Below are 20,858 nucleotides of genomic sequence, written 5' to 3' on the forward strand. Positions count from 1 at the left end.
AAAAATGAGGTAAATGCTCATGACCACTATATCTGACTCTCCCCATGACCACTGGGATGAATATCATGCTTCCAGTGCTGATAGATCGACAGACCAGACGAAATTCCAGGCATTTAAACAGCGAGTCCACCGGCGTCTGCTGGAGAGAATGAACCTGAAAATCATTGATCAGGTCGATGAAGCCTCAGTTCGCAAACAGATTGCGCAGGAAGTTCGCGATATTATTGCAGAAGAGCCAACGCCTCTGAATGCTAAAGAACGCGCCCGCCTGGAGTCTGAAATTCAGGATGAAGTACTTGGTCTGGGCCCCTTGGAGACATTGCTGGCCGACCCCACCGTCAACGATATTCTGGTAAACACCTTTAACCAGATCTATGTCGAACGGCGAGGCATACTGGAAAGAACTGATATCCGGTTCCAGAACAATGAACACCTGCAACGCATCATCGATAAAATTGCCAGTAGTGTAGGCCGCCGAGTCGATGAATCATCTCCGATGGTTGATGCCCGTCTTGCAGATGGCTCCCGTGTCAATGCGATCATTCCCCCCGCAGCACTGGATGGCCCAATTCTCTCCATCCGTAAATTCAGCGTGGATCCCTTCCAGATCAGCGATCTGGTAGAGTTCAAGGCGATGACACCAAGAATGGCCACATTTCTGGCTGCAGCTGTGAAGGCCCGTATCAACATTCTCATCTCGGGCGGAACAGGTAGTGGTAAAACCACCCTTCTCAATGCCCTTTCCGGGTTTGTTCCTGAAAAAGAGCGAATTGTTACGATTGAAGACTCGGCCGAACTGCAACTGCAGCAGCCTCATGTTGTCAGGCTTGAGGTACGGCCACCCAATATCGAAGGCAAAGGCGAAATCACCCAGCGTGATCTAGTTCGCAACTGTCTGCGCATGCGTCCAGACCGCATCGTGGTCGGTGAGGTGCGTGGTGCCGAATCACTCGACATGCTTCAGGCCATGAATACAGGCCATGACGGATCTCTGACAACAATTCATGCCAACACCCCCAGGGATGCCCTGACAAGGCTTGAGCACATGGTAGGTATGAGTGGTGTTCCGATTCCTACCAATGTAGTACGGCAGCAGATTGCCGCTGCTATCAATCTGCTAATTTCTGCCGAACGCATGCTCGATGGCCGCCGTGTCGTTACCAGCATTCAGGAAATCACCGGTATGGAAGGCGAAATCGTCAATATGCAGGAGATATACAAGTTCGACCGTAAAACAGTGGACGAAAGTGGCCATGTAGTAGGCGAATTCAGGGCCACAGGAATCAGACCTCGAATGATCAGCAGGTTCATCGAGCGTGGCATCACCCTCAGTGATGACCTCTTTGATCCTAAATATGTTTATGAATAGGTGATAACATGATTGAATTTATCGTACCGCTAATCACATTTATCTCGATCGTATCGCTGGTAGCAGGAATATACTATTTGTGGGATATGATTGGTGAAACCGGTGCCTCGAAGGTTGAGCGAAGATTAAGAATTCTCTCAGCCGGTGGTGCGCATGGTGGCGATCTGATCAAGAGAAAACAGCTGAGTACCAACCCCGCTCTGGACAAAATCCTTCATGACATTCCCCGCGTTCATGCTATTGATCGCCTGCTCACTGAAGCAGACCTTGATCTTTCAGTGATGAAGTTCATTGGCCTGCAATTTGGCACCAGTATTATTTTCACCGCTATTCTGTACTTTAGTGCCGATCTGTTTCCTCTGCTGGTACTGATACTCGGAGTGACCGCCGGATTCATGGCCCCTTACATCTTTGTCTCAAAACGCGCCACTAAAAGACGCAAACGCTTTATTGAAATGCTGCCCGACACGCTCGACTTTATGGCTCGCAGCCTGCGCGCCGGCAATCCATATTTAGCCACACTGAAAATGGTTGCTGATGAAGTGCCCGATCCAATCGGAACAGAGTTCGGCATTGTATTCGATGAGATCAACTACGGCCTTGAGACCAAAGATGCACTGCTTAACTTCACCGATCGTATCCACTGTGAAGAGGTACAGTATTTCGCTGCAGCTGTGATTATTCAGAAGGTTACAGGTGGTAATCTGGCGGATGTACTCAATAAAATCGCAGAGGTAATGAGAGCGCGGGTTAACGCCTACCGGGAGATAGCGATTCAGGCCGCTGAGATGAAGCTCTCAGCCAATGTATTGATCGGGCTTCCGTTCTTTGTAGCAGGTGCTATCGCTCTCACCAATCCGACATATTTCGACCCTCTGTTTGAACATCCGCTTGGACAAGTAATTATCGCCCTTCAACTGTTCCTGATGGTCATCGGTTACTATGTAGTCAAACGCATGATCAGTTTCCGGGTATAGGAGAGTAAGATGAAAGAACTCACAGCAATCATCAGCTCTTTCTTCAATACAGCTAACGAGTTCACACTTCTTGGCTTGGTATTCATTGCAACGGCATTGCTCTTTTTTGGTCTTTTCACCTGGTTAATGGGCGGCATGACCCCCCTGCAGCGCCGTCTGAATGCGATTGAGCACCCTGAAGAGGTTGCTGCCCAAGAGGATCATGACCAGCGAGAGGGACGGTTTTTTGTTCGCATTGCTGAATCTGCTTCCAACATGGTGATTCCGGACCAGGGATGGGCCGACTCCGCAATGAAAATGAAACTGGTCAGAGCCGGATATTATGCTCCCAGAGCCATGCGCATCTTTATCGGCAACAAGGTCATTCTGGGGCTGCTGATTCCCGCAGTTATTATCATTGTCGCCATAATGGTCGGCTATTCACCCGCAGCAGGTAACCTTTATGTCATTATGCTGTTGGTTCTGGCCGCTATTCTGGGCTACTACCTTCCCGACTTTATTGTGATCAGAAGAATTAACAAGCGGCGGCTGGACTTTGCTGAAAGCTTCCCGGATGCCATGGATATGTTTGTCGTCTGTGTAGAGGCGGGCCTTGGGCTTGATGCTGCTATCCAGCGAGTCAGTGAGGAGCTCCGCCATAGCCATGCAGTGCTGGCAGGCGAATTCTCGGTTGTAAGTCTTGAATTGCGTTCAGGTAAAAGCCGTGAGGAAGCCCTTCGTGCTCTGGCGGAAAGAACCGGGCTTGATGAAGTGCATGAATTGGTCACCCTACTGGTTCAGGCTGATCATTTCGGCACCAGTATTGCCGAGGCGCTGAGAACACATGCAAAAGAGATGCGGCAATTGAGAATGCAGAGAGCCCGCGAACGGGCTGCCAAGCTGCCCGTTAAAATGATTTTCCCAATTATCCTGTTTATTTTCCCAGCCCTGTTCCTGGTTATTCTGGGTCCGGCATTTATCCGAATCCTTGAAGGGTTCAAAGGCATGGGCGGTGGCTGAGTCCACTATGTGAGAGGTGCATTATGTCAGTTAAATATTCCCGTCCACTAAAACAGGGGACCATGATGGTCTACTGCCTCTTACTTCTTGCAGGATGCACTACCAGCTATGCTATGCTCGACACTATCCGCCCAGTATTTCAGGTAGGTGGCGAAGCAACCCAGTCAAAAGCTGTGAACAATTATGAAAAAGGTAAGCAGTTATTTGCCGCTGGTAAATACGGCCTGGCACTGGAGGCCTTCCGCCAAGCAAATGCGGAAAGCCCAAACTCTGTCAATGCATTGAATGGAATTGCCGCCTGTTATGATCAGATTAAACGCCATGATCTTGCAACCAGCTACTACCACAAAGCATTGAACATTCAGCCGGATTCGGCAAAAACATTGAGTAATCTCGGTTACTCCTACATGATGCAGGGAAAATATGCCGACGCAGAGAAGGTTCTGCAGCTTGCACTAGTACATGATCCCAGTAACTCCCGGACTACACATAATCTAGAGATTACACATAACCGGCTAGCCGCAAATAAAGTAGAGCCAACAGTCAATGCCATCGTAATGGCTGAGCCTGCACCCGTAGCTTCTGCACCCGTAGCTTCTGCACCCGTAGCTTCTGCACCCGTAGCTTCTGCACCCGTAGCTTCTGCACCTGTAGCCGCTGCACCCGTAGCTTCTGCACCCGTAGCTTCTGCACCTGTAGCCGCTGCACCCGTAGCTTCTGCACCCGTAGCTTCTGCACCCGTAGCTTCTGCACCCGTAGCTTCTGCACCTGTAGCTTCTGCACCTGTAGCCGCTGCACCCGTAGCTTCTGCACCCGTAGCTTCTGCACCTGTAGCCGCTGCACCCGTAGCTTCTGCACCCGTAGCTTCTGCACCCGTAGCTTCTGCACCCGTAGCTCCTGCACCCGTAGCTTCTGCACCTGTAGCCGCTGCACCCGTAGCTTCTGCACCCGTAGCTCCTGCACCCGTAGCTTCTGCACCTGTAGCCGCTGCACCCGTAGCTTCTGCACCCGTAGCTCCTGCACCCGTAGCTTCTGCACCTGTAGCCGCTGCACCCGTAGCTTCTGCACCCGTAGCCGCTGCAGTACCTGCAAAAGTAGTTGAAGTAAAACCTACTCCTCAACAGCCAGTGAAGGTGGTTGTACTTTCCGTAGGTAACAGGATTGAAATCTCCAATGGTAATGGCCGCAATGGTATGGCCAAAGCACTGACCAACTTCCTGAAGAGCCGCAACGAATGGGTCTGGAAGATCAGTAACTCCCGTCCATTCAATCAGGAAAAGACCACTCTCTATTACCTGTCCGGAAGACAGATTGAAGCTGAACAGCTGGCCATTAAAGTTCCCGCCCCTGTAACCCTTAGGGAAACAGCCTCCAATAAAAACGACAGCGACCTTCGTCTCGTAATTGGTCACGATTTCATTTACAAGACTGAAAAAGAGATTCATATGATGGCCAAAGTACAGGATAAGGTTTCGATGCTTTCAGCACACTTCAGCAACGTCCTCATGCCTGCCCGCCTGGAAATCGCCAACGGTAATGGTCGTGAAGGCATGGCTCGACTAATGACAAGCGTTCTCGCTAGACATGGGCAGACCATCCGCCGGGTTACCAATGCGGATAACTTCGACTATTCATCATCAGTCATCTACTATATGCCAGAACGACGCCAGGATGCAGAGAAGATCGCGTCCATGCTTCCCGTTAAAGTGGAGATGAAAGAGATGGATATTACACACCGCAGAGTTGATATTCGCATCGTGATCGGTAAAGACCTGCTTGAAGCTGTAGATTATTTAACCCTCATCTCAACACTTGGGAATGCATAATATCAGGAACCTGTTATCTCTCCTGATCCCCTTGCTCTTAGCTGGGTTACTGTCTGGCTGCGCGTCAAATCCGGCAACTTCTCCTGCGAAACAACAGGAGCCTCTGGATAAACTTGAGCAACAGGCTGCTGCTGCTTTTGAACAGGGTAACAGCAGTGATGCTCTCTATTATTATCAGCAGGTTCTTTCTCGTTCACCGGACAATAGGCTTGCGCTGATCAGAAGTGGTCAACTTTATCTGAACAACGGTATTTACGAGCCAGCAGAAAAACATTTTGAAGAGGTGCTGAAACGAGATCCGCTTGATGTCGATGCCCTAGAAGGCGCAGCAATCAGCCAGGTTAACCTGAGAAAGTTCTCCTCGGCTAAAATACATTTTGAAAAAGTAGTCTCTCTGGATGAAAGTCGCTGGAATACATGGAATGGTTTAGGAGTCTTGGCTGACCTAGAAAGTGATTACGGTAAGGCTGTGAAATACTATCAGAAAGGATTGCAAATCCTTCCGAACTATCCGGTTCTCCTGAATAATCTCGGTTACTCGCTTATCATGGCACATCAATATTTCGAAGCGGAGAAGGTGTTGCGAAGCGCCCTTTCTCAGACCCCCTATTTCGATAATCGCCTGCGCAACAATCTTGGAATTGCGCTTGCCTGGCAGGGAAACTATCAAGAGGCTATTAACACCGTCGGTTCCATCTATAACGAGGCTATAGCATATAATAATATCGGTTATATCGCCCTGCTTAACGGGAAATATGAAACAGCTATCGAATATTTTGAGACTGCAATGAAATTAAGCCCTACCTATTACCAGCGGGCAGCAACAAACCTAGAAAAAGCTCAACAACTGTGGGCCTCGGAAGCAACCGAAACTAAATAATAGTTCATTAGAACAAACTCCAAGGGACAAAGAGCGTTGCGTTGTTGACAGAATATCATCAATGAGAAGACCCGCTAGTCATGTTACAATCTAAAAGAGAATCAGCTTAAGGTCACTGTTTGATCAGTCAGGAAAGGCGTCTGAGGCGCCTTGGAAGGAGGTTTCAAGATAATCGCCAATGATTAGGATCACCGCAATAGCTGCAATGGCGATGATCGAAACTAGGATTCCGTACTCAACAACAGTGGCACCACGTTCATTCTTATCCGAACGTTCAAATATGAAGCAAAAAATATACACATAAATCCATTGCATAGGCTGCTCCAAGCATCCATTCTAAGTATAGCAAATGAGTGTGATACTGCCAAGTCTTTAGTGCATTATGTGATTATATATAGCTGTTTATTAGCCAGTCTAATTGCCAACCTCATAGCATTTCACCGGCGCCCCTCTGTTTTTGACCTTGATCTCACCCTTGAGTTTCATAGGCACATATGCCTTACAGTATTGATAGGTCTTCTCTCCGACAACAATGCCATGTCCTTCTGACATCTGCTGCAGCCTGGAGGCAACATTCACGGTATCTCCAATTACGGTATAGTCCATCCTGTTTTTCGATCCCACATTACCCATCACCACATCACCGGTATTGATACCGATACCAATCTCAAACACAGGGTAGTTCTTCAAACGAAACTCAGACATCAGGCTTTTAACTCTGGCCTGCATGGCAACAGCCGCCTTCACGGCATTAAGAGGCCCATCTTCAGGCTCCCCAATGACACCGAAGGTAGCCATCAACTCATCGCCAATAAATTTATCGAGAATGCCTTGATGTTTAAAAATGATTTTCACCATGGCATCAAAGTATTCATTGAGCATACCGATCACATCTTCCGGAGCCATATGTTCGGAAATCGTTGTGAATGAACGGATATCGGCAAAAAACATCGTTGCTTCCTGCTTTGCATTTTGCAGGGGGATATCCTCATCGGAATTAACAATCTTCTCGATTAGGCTTTTATCCACATAACGGCTTAAGCGATTTCGGGAAACCCCCTCCTCCCTGAGCTTCTGCTGGTAACGCTCAATATCACGGGTATAGACCACCATCTGGGCTGTCATCTCCCGGAAATTTCGGGATGCCAGCTCAGAGTCCGCCAGAACCGCATTAAAATGCTGAACAATACCTACCAGTTCATCGGGTGTGTTGTCATGAATTTCAATAGCGTATTTATGTTCTGACATCGCCGCTTTACCGGTAATGTCTCGCACATTGGAAAGCTGCCTTCCAAACTTGCGAATGACTGAATAGCCAACCAGATGAGCAATCAACGCTATTAGCCCCATCAACAGTAGTTGCGGTGAAATCTCAACATCAAGGTGAAATACCAGATAGAATGCTAAAAGGTATGGAATAAAACCTATCAGACTGTAACTTGCCTGCTCAATATCTCTGAATCGAAGTGGCTTTTTTTTCTTCATCAGTTTCCAAGCTCGATTTCAGGGTTTTCAGATGGCCGCTGACGACTCTCAAATTTCATCTCGCTAATCAGGGATACGCCTATCAATGCCGCTTCAGCTTCAAACTCTGAAGGCTCAATCGAGCGCACCCATTCGACGACCACTTCACACAGCATAAACGCGTCCATTTTATCCAAGCTGGGCAGCTTGATTTGCAGATTAAGTTGTTGATCACATTTATAATGATCGGGATTATTTGTTAGGAAACCAACCCCACCACCGGAAATATCCCTTAACACACCTCGGTCACAGAATGGTTCGCATGCCTGAGAGAAGCCACTAACCTCCACCTCAAAATCAATTGGCTGGCGATCAAACCCTCTCAATTCACTGAAATTTTCATCAGGCATTTGCGATTTCGCCTCTTAGCATATCCGTCATGCGTTCATCTCCTCCATGGGGACAATCAGATTAGACACTCAATGGCTGAATAATTCAAACACCCAAGTAGCCATAGAGTTCAACAGTTTGAACAACTATGCAATCTTATCTTATCGGCCGGCGTATCCCCTGTTCGCCGATTATTAGGTCGGGAACACCCTGAAGGTTATATTTGTTATAAGGAAAACACTATCCCTGCATATAAACGCATGATTGATGGGGGGCCATCAAACTTTCATCACCCCCACCCTGCATAAAGGCTGCAGAAAAAACCTTTATGCCCGACTCCATATATTCAGTTAATATACTGTGTAATCCCCCTACATATTACAGTAATTGGAACGGTATCGCATTCATAGCCCACACCTGCAATAAGACATTGAATATGATGCTTAGCATAGAGGTCAACCTGAAATCTCCCGAAAACAAATACACTCTTTTCACTAAGGGGAAACAGGCGTAGAATATTCGCGTTCGGCGTAAGCCAATTCTGACTTGCCCAATACACATAAAAACCATAGACACTCAAAGTGCTTCGTGGACTTCAGGGAAAGTAATAATGACTAATGAGCAAAAGAAATACGTCTACTCCTTTACAGAGGGAGATGGCAAAGCGAGACAACTTTTAGGCGGTAAAGGCGCCAACCTGTGTGAGATGACACAGATTGGCCTGAACGTCCCTCCGGGCTTCACCATTACAACTGAGGCATGCCTAAGCTACCTGGGAAATAACAATACCTATCCCGATGGTCTCATGCAGGAAGTAAAGGAGCAGATGACAGCGCTTGAAAAACTGACAGGCAAGGGATTCGGCGATGCGCATAATCCTTTACTGGTATCGGTTCGCTCAGGCTCAGCCATGTCGATGCCCGGCATGATGGATACCATTCTCAATCTCGGCATGAACAGCGAGACGCTGCAGGGCGAAATCGAGCAGACTGGCGACGAGCGTTTTGCTTATGATGCCTACCGCCGGTTCATTCAGCTGTTCGGAAAAGTAGCTCTTGGCATTGAAGATGAGTACTTTGATGAACCATTCGAAGCCATCAAAAAACGCGAAGGAGTCAAAGAAGATGTTGGTCTCTCCGCTGAAAACCTGAAAGAGATTGCCACACTTTTCCTTGAGGTCGTACATGCCCAGACAGGGCGCGCCTTCCCTGAAGACCCATATGAACAACTGGACCTGGCAATTAAGGCTGTACTCGGCTCATGGTCGGGAAAACGTGCAGTGGACTACCGTCGTGAATTCAATATCACACCGGATCAGGCCAACGGTACTGCTGTAAACATCTGCACCATGGTATTCGGCAATCGCGGCGATGATTGCGCAACAGGCGTGGCCTTTACTCGCAATCCAGGCACTGGTGAAAATATCTTTTACGGTGAATATCTAGTTAATGCTCAGGGCGAAGATGTGGTTGCAGGTATTCGCACACCCAAACCGATTGCCCAGATGGCCGATGAAATGCCGGACCTCTATCGTCAGCTTGAAGAACTGCGTAGCAAACTTGAAACCCACTACTCCGAAATTCAGGATTTTGAGTTCACCATTGAGAAGGGCATTCTCTACTGCCTGCAGACCCGTAATGGCAAGATGAACACGCAGGCTATGGTTCGCACCTCGGTTGAGCTGGTAGCAGAAGGCTTGATCACCAAAGAGCAGGCCCTGATGCGTATCGCACCTGAATCACTTGAGCAGATGCTCTTCCCCCGCCTTGACCCCAACGCCAAAGTAACGGCTTTGGCAACCGGCCTCCCTGCCAGTCCGGGAGCGGCATGCGGCCACGTTGTCTTTGATGCTGATCGGGCCGTAGCACAGAAAGCCGCGCATGATCGGCCTCTGATCCTGCTGCGTGAAGAGACCAAACCGGAAGATATCCACGGCTTCTTTGTATCTGAGGCGATCCTGACCAGCCGTGGTGGCAAAACCAGCCATGCAGCAGTTGTGGCACGCGGCATGGGAAAACCGTGCGTGGCCGGTGCTGATGGCATTGAAGTGGATGTTATGTCCCGTCGCGCCCATATCGGTGATGTTGTGATCAAAGAAGGTGACCTGATCACCATCGACGGCACATCAGGCAATGTTTATCTAGGCGCGGTTGCAACCGTTGAGGCAGAGTTCTCCGAAGAGCTTAAAACCTTGCTGTCATGGGCTGATGAACGCGCACGTCTGAAGGTAATGGCCAATGCCGATATCCCGGAAGATGCAAAACGGGCACTGAAATATGGTGCTATGGGTATCGGACTGTGCCGTACAGAGCGCATGTTTAATGCTGCAGAGCGTCTGCCTATCGTACTGGAGATGATTGTCTCTGAGACACTCGAGCAGCGCCAGGCAGCCCTTGACAGGCTGTTGCCTATCCAACGTCAGGATTTCGTTGAACTATTCACAACTATGTCGCCAAATCCTGTGACTGTGCGTCTGCTTGACCCGCCAATTCATGAGTTCCTGCCATCAGAGAACCAACTGATTGATGATCTGGTACAGCTGAAACATCTGAAAGATACCATGCGTGGTTCAGAGGTACTGACGGCAACACTGAGTCTGCTCTCCACCCGTAATGGTGCTCTGGCTCCTATACAGCAGTTAGCTGACTCATCTCTGGTAGATGAGGCGATTGAGAAGAAAGAGGCAATCCTTAAAAAAGTTCGCGCCCTGTTTGAAGTCAACCCGATGCTTGGTCATCGCGGTGTACGTCTGGGCATCACCTTCCCGGAAATCTACGCCATGCAGATTCGTGCGGTACTTGAAGCAGCCTGCGTATGCCAGAAAGCAGGCACCGAAGTTCATCCTGAGATTATGATTCCTCAGGTATGTACCTCTGCAGAGCTCATCGCGATCAAGGAAATCGTTGAAACCGTTAGGAAAGAAGTTGAAGAGTCACAAGGTATCGCACCAATCTTCAAATTCGGCACCATGATGGAGGTCGTTCGAGCTTGCATGCGTGCTGAACAACTGGCCGAGGAGGCCGACTTCTTCAGCTTTGGCACCAATGATCTGACTCAGGCAACATTCTCCTTCTCACGCGAGGATGCAGAGAACAAATTCCTGCCAATGTATAACGAAGCAGGAATCCTTCAGGACAATCCATTTGAAGTGCTCGATGCCAACGGTGTCGGCAAACTGATGGAGCTGGCTGTGAACTGGGGTCGTGGTGTTAAACCTGGCATGAAGATCGGTATCTGTGGTGAACATGGTGGCCATCCAGCCTCCATCCACTTCTGCCACAGCATCGGCCTGACCTATGTCTCATGTTCAGGCCCGCGTGTGCCGATTGCACGTCTTGCAGCTGCGCAGGCAGCACTGCTGGATTCCTGATTAGAAAAGGGTAAGAGCTAAAAAAAAGGGCAGCGAAATCGCTGCCCTTTTTCTTTGCCTGCAAACTTTATAAATACTCCGGCAACAGCGCACGAATCGCCTTTTCATCCTGCGCAACAAGGTTCTTATCAATACTGCCCTGCACAATGTGCTGTAAAGGAGATGAGAGATGCTCTCGTAATTGCCCTAGGAAGGCAGGAGATGCAATCAGATAAAGTTTTGTAAAGCTTCCAGCGTTACGCCCTGCCTCAAGGTAATCCACAACTCGCTTGGAAAATTTAATCGCTTCATGCTTTTTAGGGTCAACGGAAGCCCCCATAGCATGTCGACCCTCTCCTCCACTATCGAATGCCTTGCCCGGCAGGTCAGACGTCAACTCTTGTTCATGTAACCGCCCTTCGGGGTGCTCCAGCGAATCAATTTCCGAAAGCCCCATTCCCGGCTTTTCCGCCATTAGAATTCTCGCCTTGGAACTATCAGCAACCACCACCCAAGTTTTAGCCATATAAGCCTCCTGAAAATCCCTCGTCTTCACCTTCCCCTATATACATTTTATAGCCTAAAACCCCCTGTTTCACAACCAACACCAACAGCTTATTCATTATCGGAGTCTGCAGTCAGTGCCGCTATTACTGCTATAATAACAGTGAAGAGCAACCACATTGAGAGGATATAAAACTAAATGCCTGAACCTATCGAGCTTAAAAGGATCATTACCCTGCCGATGATTACGCTCTACGGCCTGGGAACCATTATCGGTGCAGGCATCTTTGTGCTTATAGGGAAGGTTGCCGGCATTGCAGGCGTCCATGCTCCACTTGCCTTCCTAGCCGCATCTATCATTGCGGGTTTCACTGCCCTCTCTTATGCGGAACTCTCCTCCCGCTTTCCAAAAAGCGCCGGTGAAGCGGTCTACCTTGAAGAGACATTTCATCGTCACTGGCTCTCCACCAGCACAGGTATCGCTGGGGTCGCCATTGGAACCATTTCAGCCGCCACAATCACCAACGGTTCGGTAGGTTATATCCAGATGTTTGTTGATCTCCCCTCTTGGCTGATCATCACCCTTCTTGTCACAGCACTTGCACTGCTCGCAGGCTGGGGTATCAGCGAATCGGTTGGCGTCGCAGCACTTACGACTATTGTTAGCATCATCGGCCTTATCGTGATTGTAGCAATCAATGCAAGCAATCTGGCCACCCTGCCGGAACGACTGCCGGAGATGATACCTCCGAATCTGGAGGTCTGGGGACTCATTGTGGCCGGTGCCTTTGTGGCCTTTTACGCATTTGTTGGTTTTGAGGACATGATCAATATCGCAGAGGAGGTGAATGACCCGCAACGCAACATGCCGCGCGCCATCATTCTGGCCCTAGTGATTACCACTCTACTCTATGCTCTGATCTCCCTTGTAGCCGTACTGACACTTCCAATCGAAACTCTGGCCGCAAGCGATGCTCCGCTAGCTGACCTAATCGGAGATAATAGGCCGGTGATCAAATCAACAGTCGGTATCGTAAGCATCATCGCCATTGCCGATGGCACACTCATCCAGATCATCAAAACTGCCCGCATCCTGTATGGAATGGGCAGCCAGAGACTCATCCCATCGCTTTTTTCTACTGTTCACTCGGGTACAAGAACACCGATTATTGCCACTATTACAGTTGCAATCACAATACTAATTCTCGCACTCTCCTTTCCCCTGCTTACGCTGGCGCAGTTTACGAGCTTCATTACGCTTGTAGTTTTTGCTGCCATTAATTTTTCACTTTGGCGCCTGAAGGTTCGCTCGGACACCCTGAAAAATGAAGCTTTCAACCTGCCTGCCTGGGTTCCGTTGGTGGGGTTCATGCTATGTTCGTTGTTTACCCTGATACAATTCACACAAGGATAAAAAAAAGGCCCCCGCTTTCGCGGAGGCCTTTTCATTTTGTCGACTGTGAAGTCGGAGCTTATTTATGAGCGCCGATTTTTTCACGCCAGTCAGCGCCGTAGATCTTGTCAGCGTCGGCTGGGAATGAATCGAATGCACGTGCGAACTCGTTATGAGTCTTAGCGTATTCGATTGGGTCAGTACCAGTAGTCCAGCACTCGTATGCCTGGCTAAGAGACTTAGCACCAGCAGCAGGGCTGTCGATGTGGCCGAATGAACCACCACCACAAGTGTTGATCACGTTGCCATGGCCAAGGTTCTCGAAGAAACCTGGCAGACGCAGTGCGTTCATACCACCTGAGATGATTGGAGCAGTAGGCTTCATGCCATACCATTTCTGGTTGAAGTAGTGACCCATGCACTCGTCACGCTCAAGCATGTATGCAAGAACAGTCTCGTTGCCGTGGCCTTCCATCTTACCGTAGCCCATGGTACCAGTGTGGATACCTGAAGCGCCGGAGAGACGAGAGATTTTCATGTAGCAGAGTGGATCCATACCCATTGGCGATTTGTAAGAAGTCAGAGCGCCATGACCAGCACGATGGAAGTGCAGGAATGTGTCTGGGAATGCGCGACGTGCAGTGGTAACACCAGCAGGACCAGTTACAAAGCCATCAATCAGGAATGCAACATGCTTTTCGTTACCGTATTTAGCGAATGATTCAAGAATGAAGTCACCACGTTTGATGCACTCAGTATGCCAGTCAGCTGTAGCATTTGCAGAGAAGATCTTGGCCTGGCCAGTCTCCTGCTGTACGCGATCCATGGTCTCAGCAACCATAGGAATAACAGTTTCCATTGGGCAGAACGGCTGGTTAGCCTGAGGCTCATCATTCTTGATGAAGTCGCCACCAAGCCAGAACTGGTAACATGCCTTAACAAATGGCTCAGGACGCAGACCAAGCTTAGGCTTGATGATGGTACCGGAGATGTAACCACCGTTCTCACGTGGACGACCCAGAACTTCCCACATATCAGCAATGCCGGTACTTGGACCATCGAATTTCTTGATCATTACTTCTGGAACCATGAAGTCGAGCATACGCAGACCGTTGTGGTCACCCATGCCCTGGTTATTACCCAGAATCAGAGACCACATGTGTGAAACATTGAAGTGACCATCAGTCAGGTTCGGATCGAACAGGGGAACAGGGTATGCAATCTTCATCAAACCGCCACCAGTGACCGGATGATCACCAAATGCGGTTTCGTCAATTTCATATACCAGTGCATCTACGCCACGGGTAAAGTCATCAGTAGTAGAAACCTCAACGTTTGTACCTGTTGAAGATTCAGCTGCAACGTGAGCAGCCACTTCCAGGAAGCCATAGCCTTCGGCTGGAATAAGTTTATAAGCAACAAGCAGATGCTGGCCGCCTGCGATCAGATCTTCTTCTTTAAGACTTAGATCGGCGTAACGATTCGATTGATCCATTAGAGTGTACCCTCCAAAATTTTAGTAAAAAGGAAGCTTGCGCCCCCCTCCTTCGCGGTAGAGCACTTTAGTCCTCTTTGGCGACGATGTGAAGTATAGAAGTGGGTTCCATAATGTAAAATCAAAGGTTATGATGTGCTCCATAAATTTTACTTATAGGCAGGCTTTATGAATATCACCCTGAAGCAGTTGAAAATTCTCGAAGCTGTTGTCGAATTTAACAGTTACACCGACGCCGCCAAAGCACTTTTCATGACCCAGCCCGCAGTCTCAATGCAGATCAAACAAATGGAGATGCAGATCGGACTACCGCTGTTTGAGCGTGAAGGAAAACAGATCAGCCTCGCGGAAGCGGGCAGCGAACTTCTCCACTACGCTCGCAATATTCGTCAGCAACTAGAGGAAGCAGCGCTGATGATTGAGGAGCTTAAGGGGCTCAAGCGCGGCAAACTGCATTTAACCATGGCTTCCACAGCTAACTATTTTGCACCACAACTGATCGCCGCATTCCACCATGAATATCCGGGTGCTCAAGTCACCCTTGATGTTGCCAACCGCACCGGGTTACTGGATGCGCTGGACAACAACACCACTGACATGGTGATTATGGGCAAGCCACCCAAAGGTCACAACGTAACTGCCATCCGCTTCATGGACAATCCACTGGTTGTGATTGCGTCTCCGTCCCACCCGCTGGCCACGCAAAAGAGGCTCATCCCTCTCAAGCAACTTGCCGATGAACCATTTATTGTACGTGAACGTGCTTCAGGAACACGTATTGCAGCTGAGAAATTTTTTGCTGTACACAATCTACAGTTAACAACGGGCATGGAGATGAACCGCTCTGAAGCGATCAAGCAGGCTGTTATGGCTGAACTTGGTCTGGGAATTGTTTCACTGCACACGATTGAGATGGAGTTGGCACTAAAGCGCCTAGTGGTGCTCAAAATCGAAGATTTCCCCATCATGCGTCAGTGGCATATAGTTCACCGCAACGGCAAGCGTTTTGCGGCGATCCCTGAAGCCTTCAAGAATTATGTACTTGAACACGCTGAGTCATTAATCAATATCGTGCCACTTGAAATCAACCATAAGGACACCCCATGAGAAACTCTATAAAGGCCAGTCTAGAGTTCGACTTTCGCGGCGAGCGGTTCTCTCCCTGCGTTACTGTTGACCTAGACACACTCATGATTCGGCAGGATCACTTGGATAGACTTTATGACATGCTAGCCACATCTATCGGTCTGGATGTTTACCGCTATGAATACGATGTCATGATTTTGGAAGAGATCACCTTTTCAGAGCCCACAGGCATTGCCTGCGAATTTACATGTGATGGCAAATTTGATTTCGATGGCTTTTTAGTAAAATTGACGCGACAACATATCATAGAGTCCATCCAACCGATTGCAGAAAAACACATGAACATATCAGACATTTCAAAACATCCGGATATTCAAGAGGCACTGATCGAGTGCTTCCAGAAGGGACAGAAAACCCGCTCATAAGTACAGATTCAAACCTTTGTTGAACCTTCGGGCTCTTCCAACCCGTCGGCTTGGGCCTCTGCATCATCCTGAATGACCTCAGAAACTTCGCCCTGAACAATATTTTTACCTTCCGGTTGATGCCCATCAATCGTCTGGTGGGCAAACATCTGCAAACTTGACTGCCCCTTAACGCAGTGCGTGACCAACCGCTCAATATTTTTCATTAGTTCGATCAATGCCACCATATGTCTGGCACTTAATTTGCCTGTCGTTCCTGCCCTAAGGAGCTGCGATTTGATTACATTATAATTATGCGATAGTGCCTCGATTGCCCCTGACTCCCTGACTAGCACCTCTTCACTTTCGAAACAGTGCTTCTTCACATCTTCCAGAATGGCAATTGCCTGTCGCCTCATATCAACCAGTGCCAGCTCCAGCTCTTCATATACACCGATCACCTCTTTACTCTGAAGGTTGTCGATCTCTTCAGCTAACTCGGCAACATCAATAAAGTATCTGGTTGAAGCCAGTGCCACAGGCAAGGCATTAGCCACATCTTCCGGCAGGTTACTTTTACGCAGCTTGGAACTGAATTCACCAACGGCATCGGCCAGTTTATGCAGAACATTCATTTCCACCTTCAATCGAGGACTGATGCTTGCCTCCGTACTGATCGCATCTTCTGCCATACGAATCGAAATTTCCTGCATACGCTCTATCTCTCTTATTAACGCTTTGGTCGCAAGTTCTGGCGTTCCTATCAAGGTGTGATCTAGGTATTTCGGCAGAGCCTCATTCTCCTCAGCCGCAACAAAGCGAAGCTTGAGGAAGGCGACCAGACGCCCTGTAAATGGCCAAAGCAGGGCTATGCCAAGCAGATTGAAAACAGTATGGAACAACGCCAGAAATGTTGCCGGGCCACCCTCCATACCACTCAGGTTCTGGAATGACTCAATGCTGAATAAAAGAAAGGGCAGTAGTAACAGGGCAGCAATCCCTGTCACCACATTAAAGATCACGTGGCCCGCAGCCATTCTTCGCGCATTCGGTGTTGCACCAATGGCAGCGACCACTGCCGTTGAGGTGGTTCCAACATTAGCCCCAATCACCATGCAGGCGGCTGAAGGAAGTGCAATCACACCGCCCGCTGCCGCAGTCAGTGTCATGGCTATCGCCGCACTGGAGGATTGCATGAGTACCGTCATAATAAAACCAACACCAGCAAATATCACTAGGCTGACCAAGCCGCCCTCCTCAATCGCATCCAGTGAGATAACGCCTTCCAACCCTTCAAACCCTGACCTCATCATATCAATACCGAGGAAAAAAAGGCCAAATCCCGCAATCACCTTGCCGACTGCGGGGTAGCGTCCGTGCTTGATCAACAGTGCCATGAGCATACCGATACCAATGGCTGGTAGAGCAAATGCTTTCAGGTTGACGTTAAACCCTACAATGGCGACCAGCCAGCCGGTCATTGTCGTGCCCAGGTTGCTTCCATAAACAACCCGAATTGCATCCTTAAGCTTCATCAACCCCGCATTGACAAAGCCGATTGTAGCAACAGTTACTGCTCCAGAAGCCTGAACCAGCGAAGTAATCAGTGCACCAGAGAGAACGCCCCGAAGCGGGGTTTTAGTTGATTTTTTGAGAATACGCTGCAGAGATTTACCGGCGGAAAGCTTCAGCCCATCAGTCATCAACTCCATTCCGAGAAGAAAGAGGCCGATACCACCAGTCAGTCCTGTAATAATCTGCCAGCTCAATAGCCACTCCTGCTTTCGATGCTTAGACTACCCTAGTTTAGCACGACTCCGCACAGCATGCACAACTGGTGAGAGTGAACTATGCAGGTGCAAGTAAATCAGCGTTTTTTAGATGCTTTCTATACTGAACCAGGTACAGGAAGCAAAACCAGATTGGAGAAGAGGTATTTAAACTAGCGCATGTTTTGCAATCACGATGCCATCCTCATCGGCATAGAGATAATCTCCGGGGTTAAAATTCACATCGGCAAAATGAAGAGGAATATCGATCACGCCCTGATTACGCTTGATGGTTTTGCGCGGTATAGTGGCCAATGCTTTGACTCCAATATTTACCTTGGCCACATCGGCAGAGTCGCGAATGCAGCCGTTAATCACCACTCCTTCCCAACCATTGGATGCGCCCAGTGCCGCCATCACATCACCCATCATCGCACAACGCATAGAGCCTGCGCCATCGACCACCAGCACTTTACCTCTGCCATCACTCTCGAATGAGGCTTTGAGATAGCTATTATCCTCCAGCGCTTTGAGTGTCACAATCTGTCCGCAGAACCTCTGCCTTCCACCATAGTCCCTGAATATCGGGGCCGCCACCTGCACCGCCTCCAGATATTCGTCATACAGATCCGTCGTTTTAAACATTCTCTCCCCTTGCATCATCGTATTGATATTCATTTATTCTGAAACATTAGTCGATTCCACAGTTTTTTGAATACTTCAGGGCCATGATCTTTCACAGCGCCAAACACCTTTTAATAATTCAATACATTCCCGTAACTTTCAAATTGGATATTTCAAAAGTGGCATGCCTACGCGTTTTGACATAGTATATGCTGTTTTTTATAAACGATTTTTGCCTCAAGAATGACGGGAGTATTGTTAGTGATGAATGAACTATTGGCGGAAGGCCTTCAGTTAATGGGTGTGGGAATGGGAGTTGTTTTCCTTTTCCTTGGATTGCTAGTTGCCGTGATCACACTGGTTTCGCGTATCATTCAGAGTTTCGAAACAAAAGCAGCGGGTGCTGCTGTTACAACTACAAGTAATGACGAAGATTTGATCGAAGTGGTTACCGAAGCCATTAAGCGCTATCGCGCTGACCATAACTGATCAACCGAATAGGATACTTAGGAGAAGTTTTCAGATGAACAAACCGCTGGGAATCACAGAGCTCGTCCTGCGTGACGGCCATCAGTCACTGCTTGCAACACGCATGCGAATCGAAGATATGCTACCGATTGCAGAAAAACTGGATCGGGTCGGCTTCTGGTCGCTGGAAATGTGGGGCGGTGCCACCTTTGACTCCTGCATCCGTTTTCTCGGTGAGGATCCATGGGAACGCCTTCGACTGCTGAGCAAGGCCATGCCAAATACCCGCAAGCAGATGCTGCTGCGTGGTCAGAATATCCTTGGTTATCGACACTATGCTGACGATGTCGTCAACGCATTTGTCGAACGCGCCGCCAAAAATGGTATGGATGTATTCCGTATTTTTGATGCCATGAACGATATGCGAAATCTTGAGACAGCGGTGAAGGCAACGCTGAATGTAGGCAAGCATGCACAGGGAACCATCTCCTACACCGTCAGCCCGGTACATACACCTGACATGTGGATTGATATGGGCAAACAGCTTGAAGACATGGGCTGCCATTCGATCTGCATCAAAGACATGGCGGGGCTTCTCAAGCCATACGTAGCTGAGGAGATGGTCACCAGATTGAAGCAATCTGTTTCCATCCCGATTGCTATGCAATGCCATGCCACCACAGGCATGAGTACGGCAGCCATTGTGAAAGCCGTAGAGGCTGGTCTTGATATCGCTGACACCAGCATCTCATCCATGAGCCACACCTACGGTCACTCGGCTACAGAGTCAGTCGTTGCCATCCTAGAGGATGAAAAACGCGCAACAGGACTGGACCTGAAACTGCTTGAAGAGATCGCCGCCTACTTTCGTGAAGTACGCAAAAAATATGAGAAATTTGAAGGCTCGCTGCGCGGCATTGACTCGCGTATTCTGGTCGCACAAGTGCCCGGTGGCATGCTGACCAACCTTGAAAGCCAGCTGCAGCAACAAAATGCCACAGACCGCTTTGATGAGGTTCTTAAAGAGATCCCCAAGGTGCGCGAGGATCTCGGCTTCCTGCCACTGGTTACCCCTACCTCGCAGATTGTCGGCACTCAGGCAGTATTCAATGTGCTTACCGGCGAACGTTACTCAACCATTACGAAGGAAACAGCAGGCGTTCTCAAGGGTGAATACGGCAAGACACCGGCAGATGTAAACAAAGAGTTGCAGATCCGGGTGCTTGATGGCGGCAAACCCATCACCTGTCGCCCCGCTGACCTGATCGAAGATGAAATGGATAAGCTGACCGTAGAACTGTGCGGCATTGCCAATGAAAAAGGCTTTGAGCTCTCCGACAAACTAATTGAAGATGTACTTATCTATGCACTGTTCCCTCAGGTTGGCCTGAAATATTTACGTAACCGTGATAATCCCGATGCTTTTGAAACAGCGCCATGGTTGGAAGTAGAGGAATCAAAGCCTGCGGCTCCTGTAGTTTCTGAGCGCTACAACATTAGTGTCAACGGCAAAGATTACGATGTTGTGGTTTCACCTGAAGGTGCCGTAACCTCAATGAGTCCGGCAACGGCCGGAGCAGCACCTGTTGCGCATGCGGCACCAGCTGCCACACCAGCTGTAAACACCCCAGCCACCTCAGTTGGTGCTCCTATGGCCGGTACCATCTTCAAGGTCAACGTCACACCAAACCAGCAGGTCAAAGATGGCGACGTTATCCTGATCATGGAAGCCATGAAGATGGAAACTGAAGTGCGCTCCACCCATAGCGGCACCATCGTCAGTATCGAGGTCAGAGAAGGCGATACCGTAGATGTTGGCCAGGCTCTGGTCACAATTGCCTGATAACTTTCCGATAAGCGA

18 protein-coding genes are annotated in these 20,858 nt (G+C 48.9%); 11 read left to right on the plus strand and 7 right to left on the minus strand.

Annotated features, from left to right (window positions below; all coding sequences use genetic code 11):
* The first annotated feature begins 13 nt into the window (after positions 1-13).
* Genes Ga0123461_RS07445 through Ga0123461_RS07465 form a run of 5 tightly spaced genes read left to right on the plus strand, consistent with a single transcriptional unit; the run spans position 14 to position 6,051 of the window.
* The gene (locus Ga0123461_RS07445; RefSeq protein WP_100277753.1) at positions 14-1,369 is read left to right on the plus strand and encodes a CpaF family protein; all 1,356 of its coding nucleotides are present in this window, start codon (positions 14-16) and stop codon (positions 1,367-1,369) included.
* An 8-nt stretch (positions 1,370-1,377) separates the two neighbouring features.
* Positions 1,378-2,346, plus strand: a complete 969-nt coding sequence (locus tag Ga0123461_RS07450) for a type II secretion system F family protein (protein WP_100277754.1) — start codon at positions 1,378-1,380, stop codon at positions 2,344-2,346.
* 9 nt (positions 2,347-2,355) lie between these two features.
* On the plus strand, positions 2,356-3,345 hold the full coding sequence (locus tag Ga0123461_RS07455; RefSeq protein ID WP_100277755.1) for a type II secretion system F family protein: 990 nt from the start codon (positions 2,356-2,358) through the stop codon (positions 3,343-3,345).
* Between the two features lie 23 nt (positions 3,346-3,368).
* The gene (locus tag Ga0123461_RS07460) at positions 3,369-5,171 is read left to right on the plus strand and encodes a LytR C-terminal domain-containing protein (RefSeq protein WP_100277756.1); all 1,803 of its coding nucleotides are present in this window, start codon (positions 3,369-3,371) and stop codon (positions 5,169-5,171) included.
* Positions 5,164-6,051 (plus strand): tetratricopeptide repeat protein, encoded by an 888-nt coding sequence (locus Ga0123461_RS07465; protein WP_100277757.1) that lies wholly within the window; start codon positions 5,164-5,166, stop codon positions 6,049-6,051. The genes Ga0123461_RS07460 and Ga0123461_RS07465 overlap by 8 nt, the downstream gene beginning before the upstream one ends.
* 123 nt (positions 6,052-6,174) lie before the next feature.
* On the opposite strand, the gene Ga0123461_RS07470 is transcribed toward Ga0123461_RS07465, so the two are convergent.
* From Ga0123461_RS07470 to Ga0123461_RS07480, 3 genes are all read right to left on the minus strand, one after another.
* Positions 6,175-6,378, minus strand: coding sequence for a Flp family type IVb pilin (locus tag Ga0123461_RS07470; RefSeq protein WP_198507028.1), 204 nt, complete (start codon positions 6,376-6,378; stop codon positions 6,175-6,177).
* Positions 6,379-6,465: 87 nt separating this feature from the next.
* Positions 6,466-7,536 (minus strand): adenylate/guanylate cyclase domain-containing protein, encoded by a 1,071-nt coding sequence (locus tag Ga0123461_RS07475; RefSeq protein ID WP_100277759.1) that lies wholly within the window; start codon positions 7,534-7,536, stop codon positions 6,466-6,468.
* Entirely contained in the window at positions 7,536-7,925 is a 390-nt protein-coding gene (locus Ga0123461_RS07480) for a PilZ domain-containing protein (RefSeq protein WP_100277760.1), read from the minus strand. Before Ga0123461_RS07480 ends, Ga0123461_RS07475 begins: the two co-directional genes overlap by 1 nt.
* Positions 7,926-8,515: 590 nt before the next feature.
* Here Ga0123461_RS07480 and ppdK point away from each other — a divergent pair.
* Complete coding sequence (ppdK, locus tag Ga0123461_RS07490; RefSeq protein ID WP_100277762.1) at positions 8,516-11,275, plus strand: pyruvate, phosphate dikinase; 2,760 nt, start codon at positions 8,516-8,518, stop codon at positions 11,273-11,275.
* A gap of 67 nt (positions 11,276-11,342) precedes the next feature.
* On the opposite strand, the gene Ga0123461_RS07495 is transcribed toward ppdK, so the two are convergent.
* Entirely contained in the window at positions 11,343-11,780 is a 438-nt protein-coding gene (locus tag Ga0123461_RS07495; RefSeq protein ID WP_100277763.1) for a host attachment protein, read from the minus strand.
* A gap of 177 nt (positions 11,781-11,957) precedes the next feature.
* Here Ga0123461_RS07495 and Ga0123461_RS07500 point away from each other — a divergent pair, with 177 nt between their 5' ends.
* The gene (locus tag Ga0123461_RS07500; protein ID WP_100277764.1) at positions 11,958-13,172 is read left to right on the plus strand and encodes an APC family permease; all 1,215 of its coding nucleotides are present in this window, start codon (positions 11,958-11,960) and stop codon (positions 13,170-13,172) included.
* A gap of 58 nt (positions 13,173-13,230) precedes the next feature.
* Here the strand turns inward: Ga0123461_RS07500 and Ga0123461_RS07505 are convergent, their stop codons facing one another.
* A complete protein-coding gene (locus Ga0123461_RS07505; protein WP_100277765.1) occupies positions 13,231-14,646 on the minus strand; it encodes a ribulose-bisphosphate carboxylase in 1,416 nt (471 codons plus the stop codon).
* A gap of 168 nt (positions 14,647-14,814) precedes the next feature.
* On the opposite strand from Ga0123461_RS07505, the gene Ga0123461_RS07510 reads away from it, so the two are divergent.
* The gene (locus Ga0123461_RS07510) at positions 14,815-15,753 is read left to right on the plus strand and encodes a LysR substrate-binding domain-containing protein (protein ID WP_100277766.1); all 939 of its coding nucleotides are present in this window, start codon (positions 14,815-14,817) and stop codon (positions 15,751-15,753) included.
* The gene (locus Ga0123461_RS07515; protein ID WP_157819277.1) at positions 15,750-16,157 is read left to right on the plus strand and encodes a hypothetical protein; all 408 of its coding nucleotides are present in this window, start codon (positions 15,750-15,752) and stop codon (positions 16,155-16,157) included. The genes Ga0123461_RS07510 and Ga0123461_RS07515 overlap by 4 nt, the downstream gene beginning before the upstream one ends.
* Before the next feature lie 8 nt (positions 16,158-16,165).
* Here Ga0123461_RS07515 and Ga0123461_RS07520 read toward each other — a convergent pair whose 3' ends face one another.
* Together Ga0123461_RS07520 and rraA are read right to left on the minus strand one after the other, a co-directional pair.
* A complete protein-coding gene (locus Ga0123461_RS07520; RefSeq protein ID WP_232710087.1) occupies positions 16,166-17,905 on the minus strand; it encodes a Na/Pi cotransporter family protein in 1,740 nt (579 codons plus the stop codon).
* 168 nt (positions 17,906-18,073) lie between these two features.
* Complete coding sequence (gene rraA, locus Ga0123461_RS07525) at positions 18,074-18,550, minus strand: ribonuclease E activity regulator RraA (protein ID WP_100278740.1); 477 nt, start codon at positions 18,548-18,550, stop codon at positions 18,074-18,076.
* A 243-nt stretch (positions 18,551-18,793) separates the two neighbouring features.
* Between rraA and Ga0123461_RS07530 the strand changes: the two genes are divergently transcribed.
* Both Ga0123461_RS07530 and oadA read left to right on the plus strand, forming a co-directional pair.
* The gene (locus Ga0123461_RS07530) at positions 18,794-19,018 is read left to right on the plus strand and encodes an OadG family protein (protein ID WP_157819278.1); all 225 of its coding nucleotides are present in this window, start codon (positions 18,794-18,796) and stop codon (positions 19,016-19,018) included.
* Between the two features lie 34 nt (positions 19,019-19,052).
* Positions 19,053-20,840, plus strand: coding sequence for a sodium-extruding oxaloacetate decarboxylase subunit alpha (oadA, locus tag Ga0123461_RS07535; RefSeq protein ID WP_100277769.1), 1,788 nt, complete (start codon positions 19,053-19,055; stop codon positions 20,838-20,840).
* Positions 20,841-20,858 lie beyond the last annotated feature (18 nt).

The sequence above is a fragment of the Mariprofundus aestuarium genome (assembly GCF_002795805.1).
Lineage (GTDB): Bacteria > Pseudomonadota > Zetaproteobacteria > Mariprofundales > Mariprofundaceae > Mariprofundus > Mariprofundus aestuarium.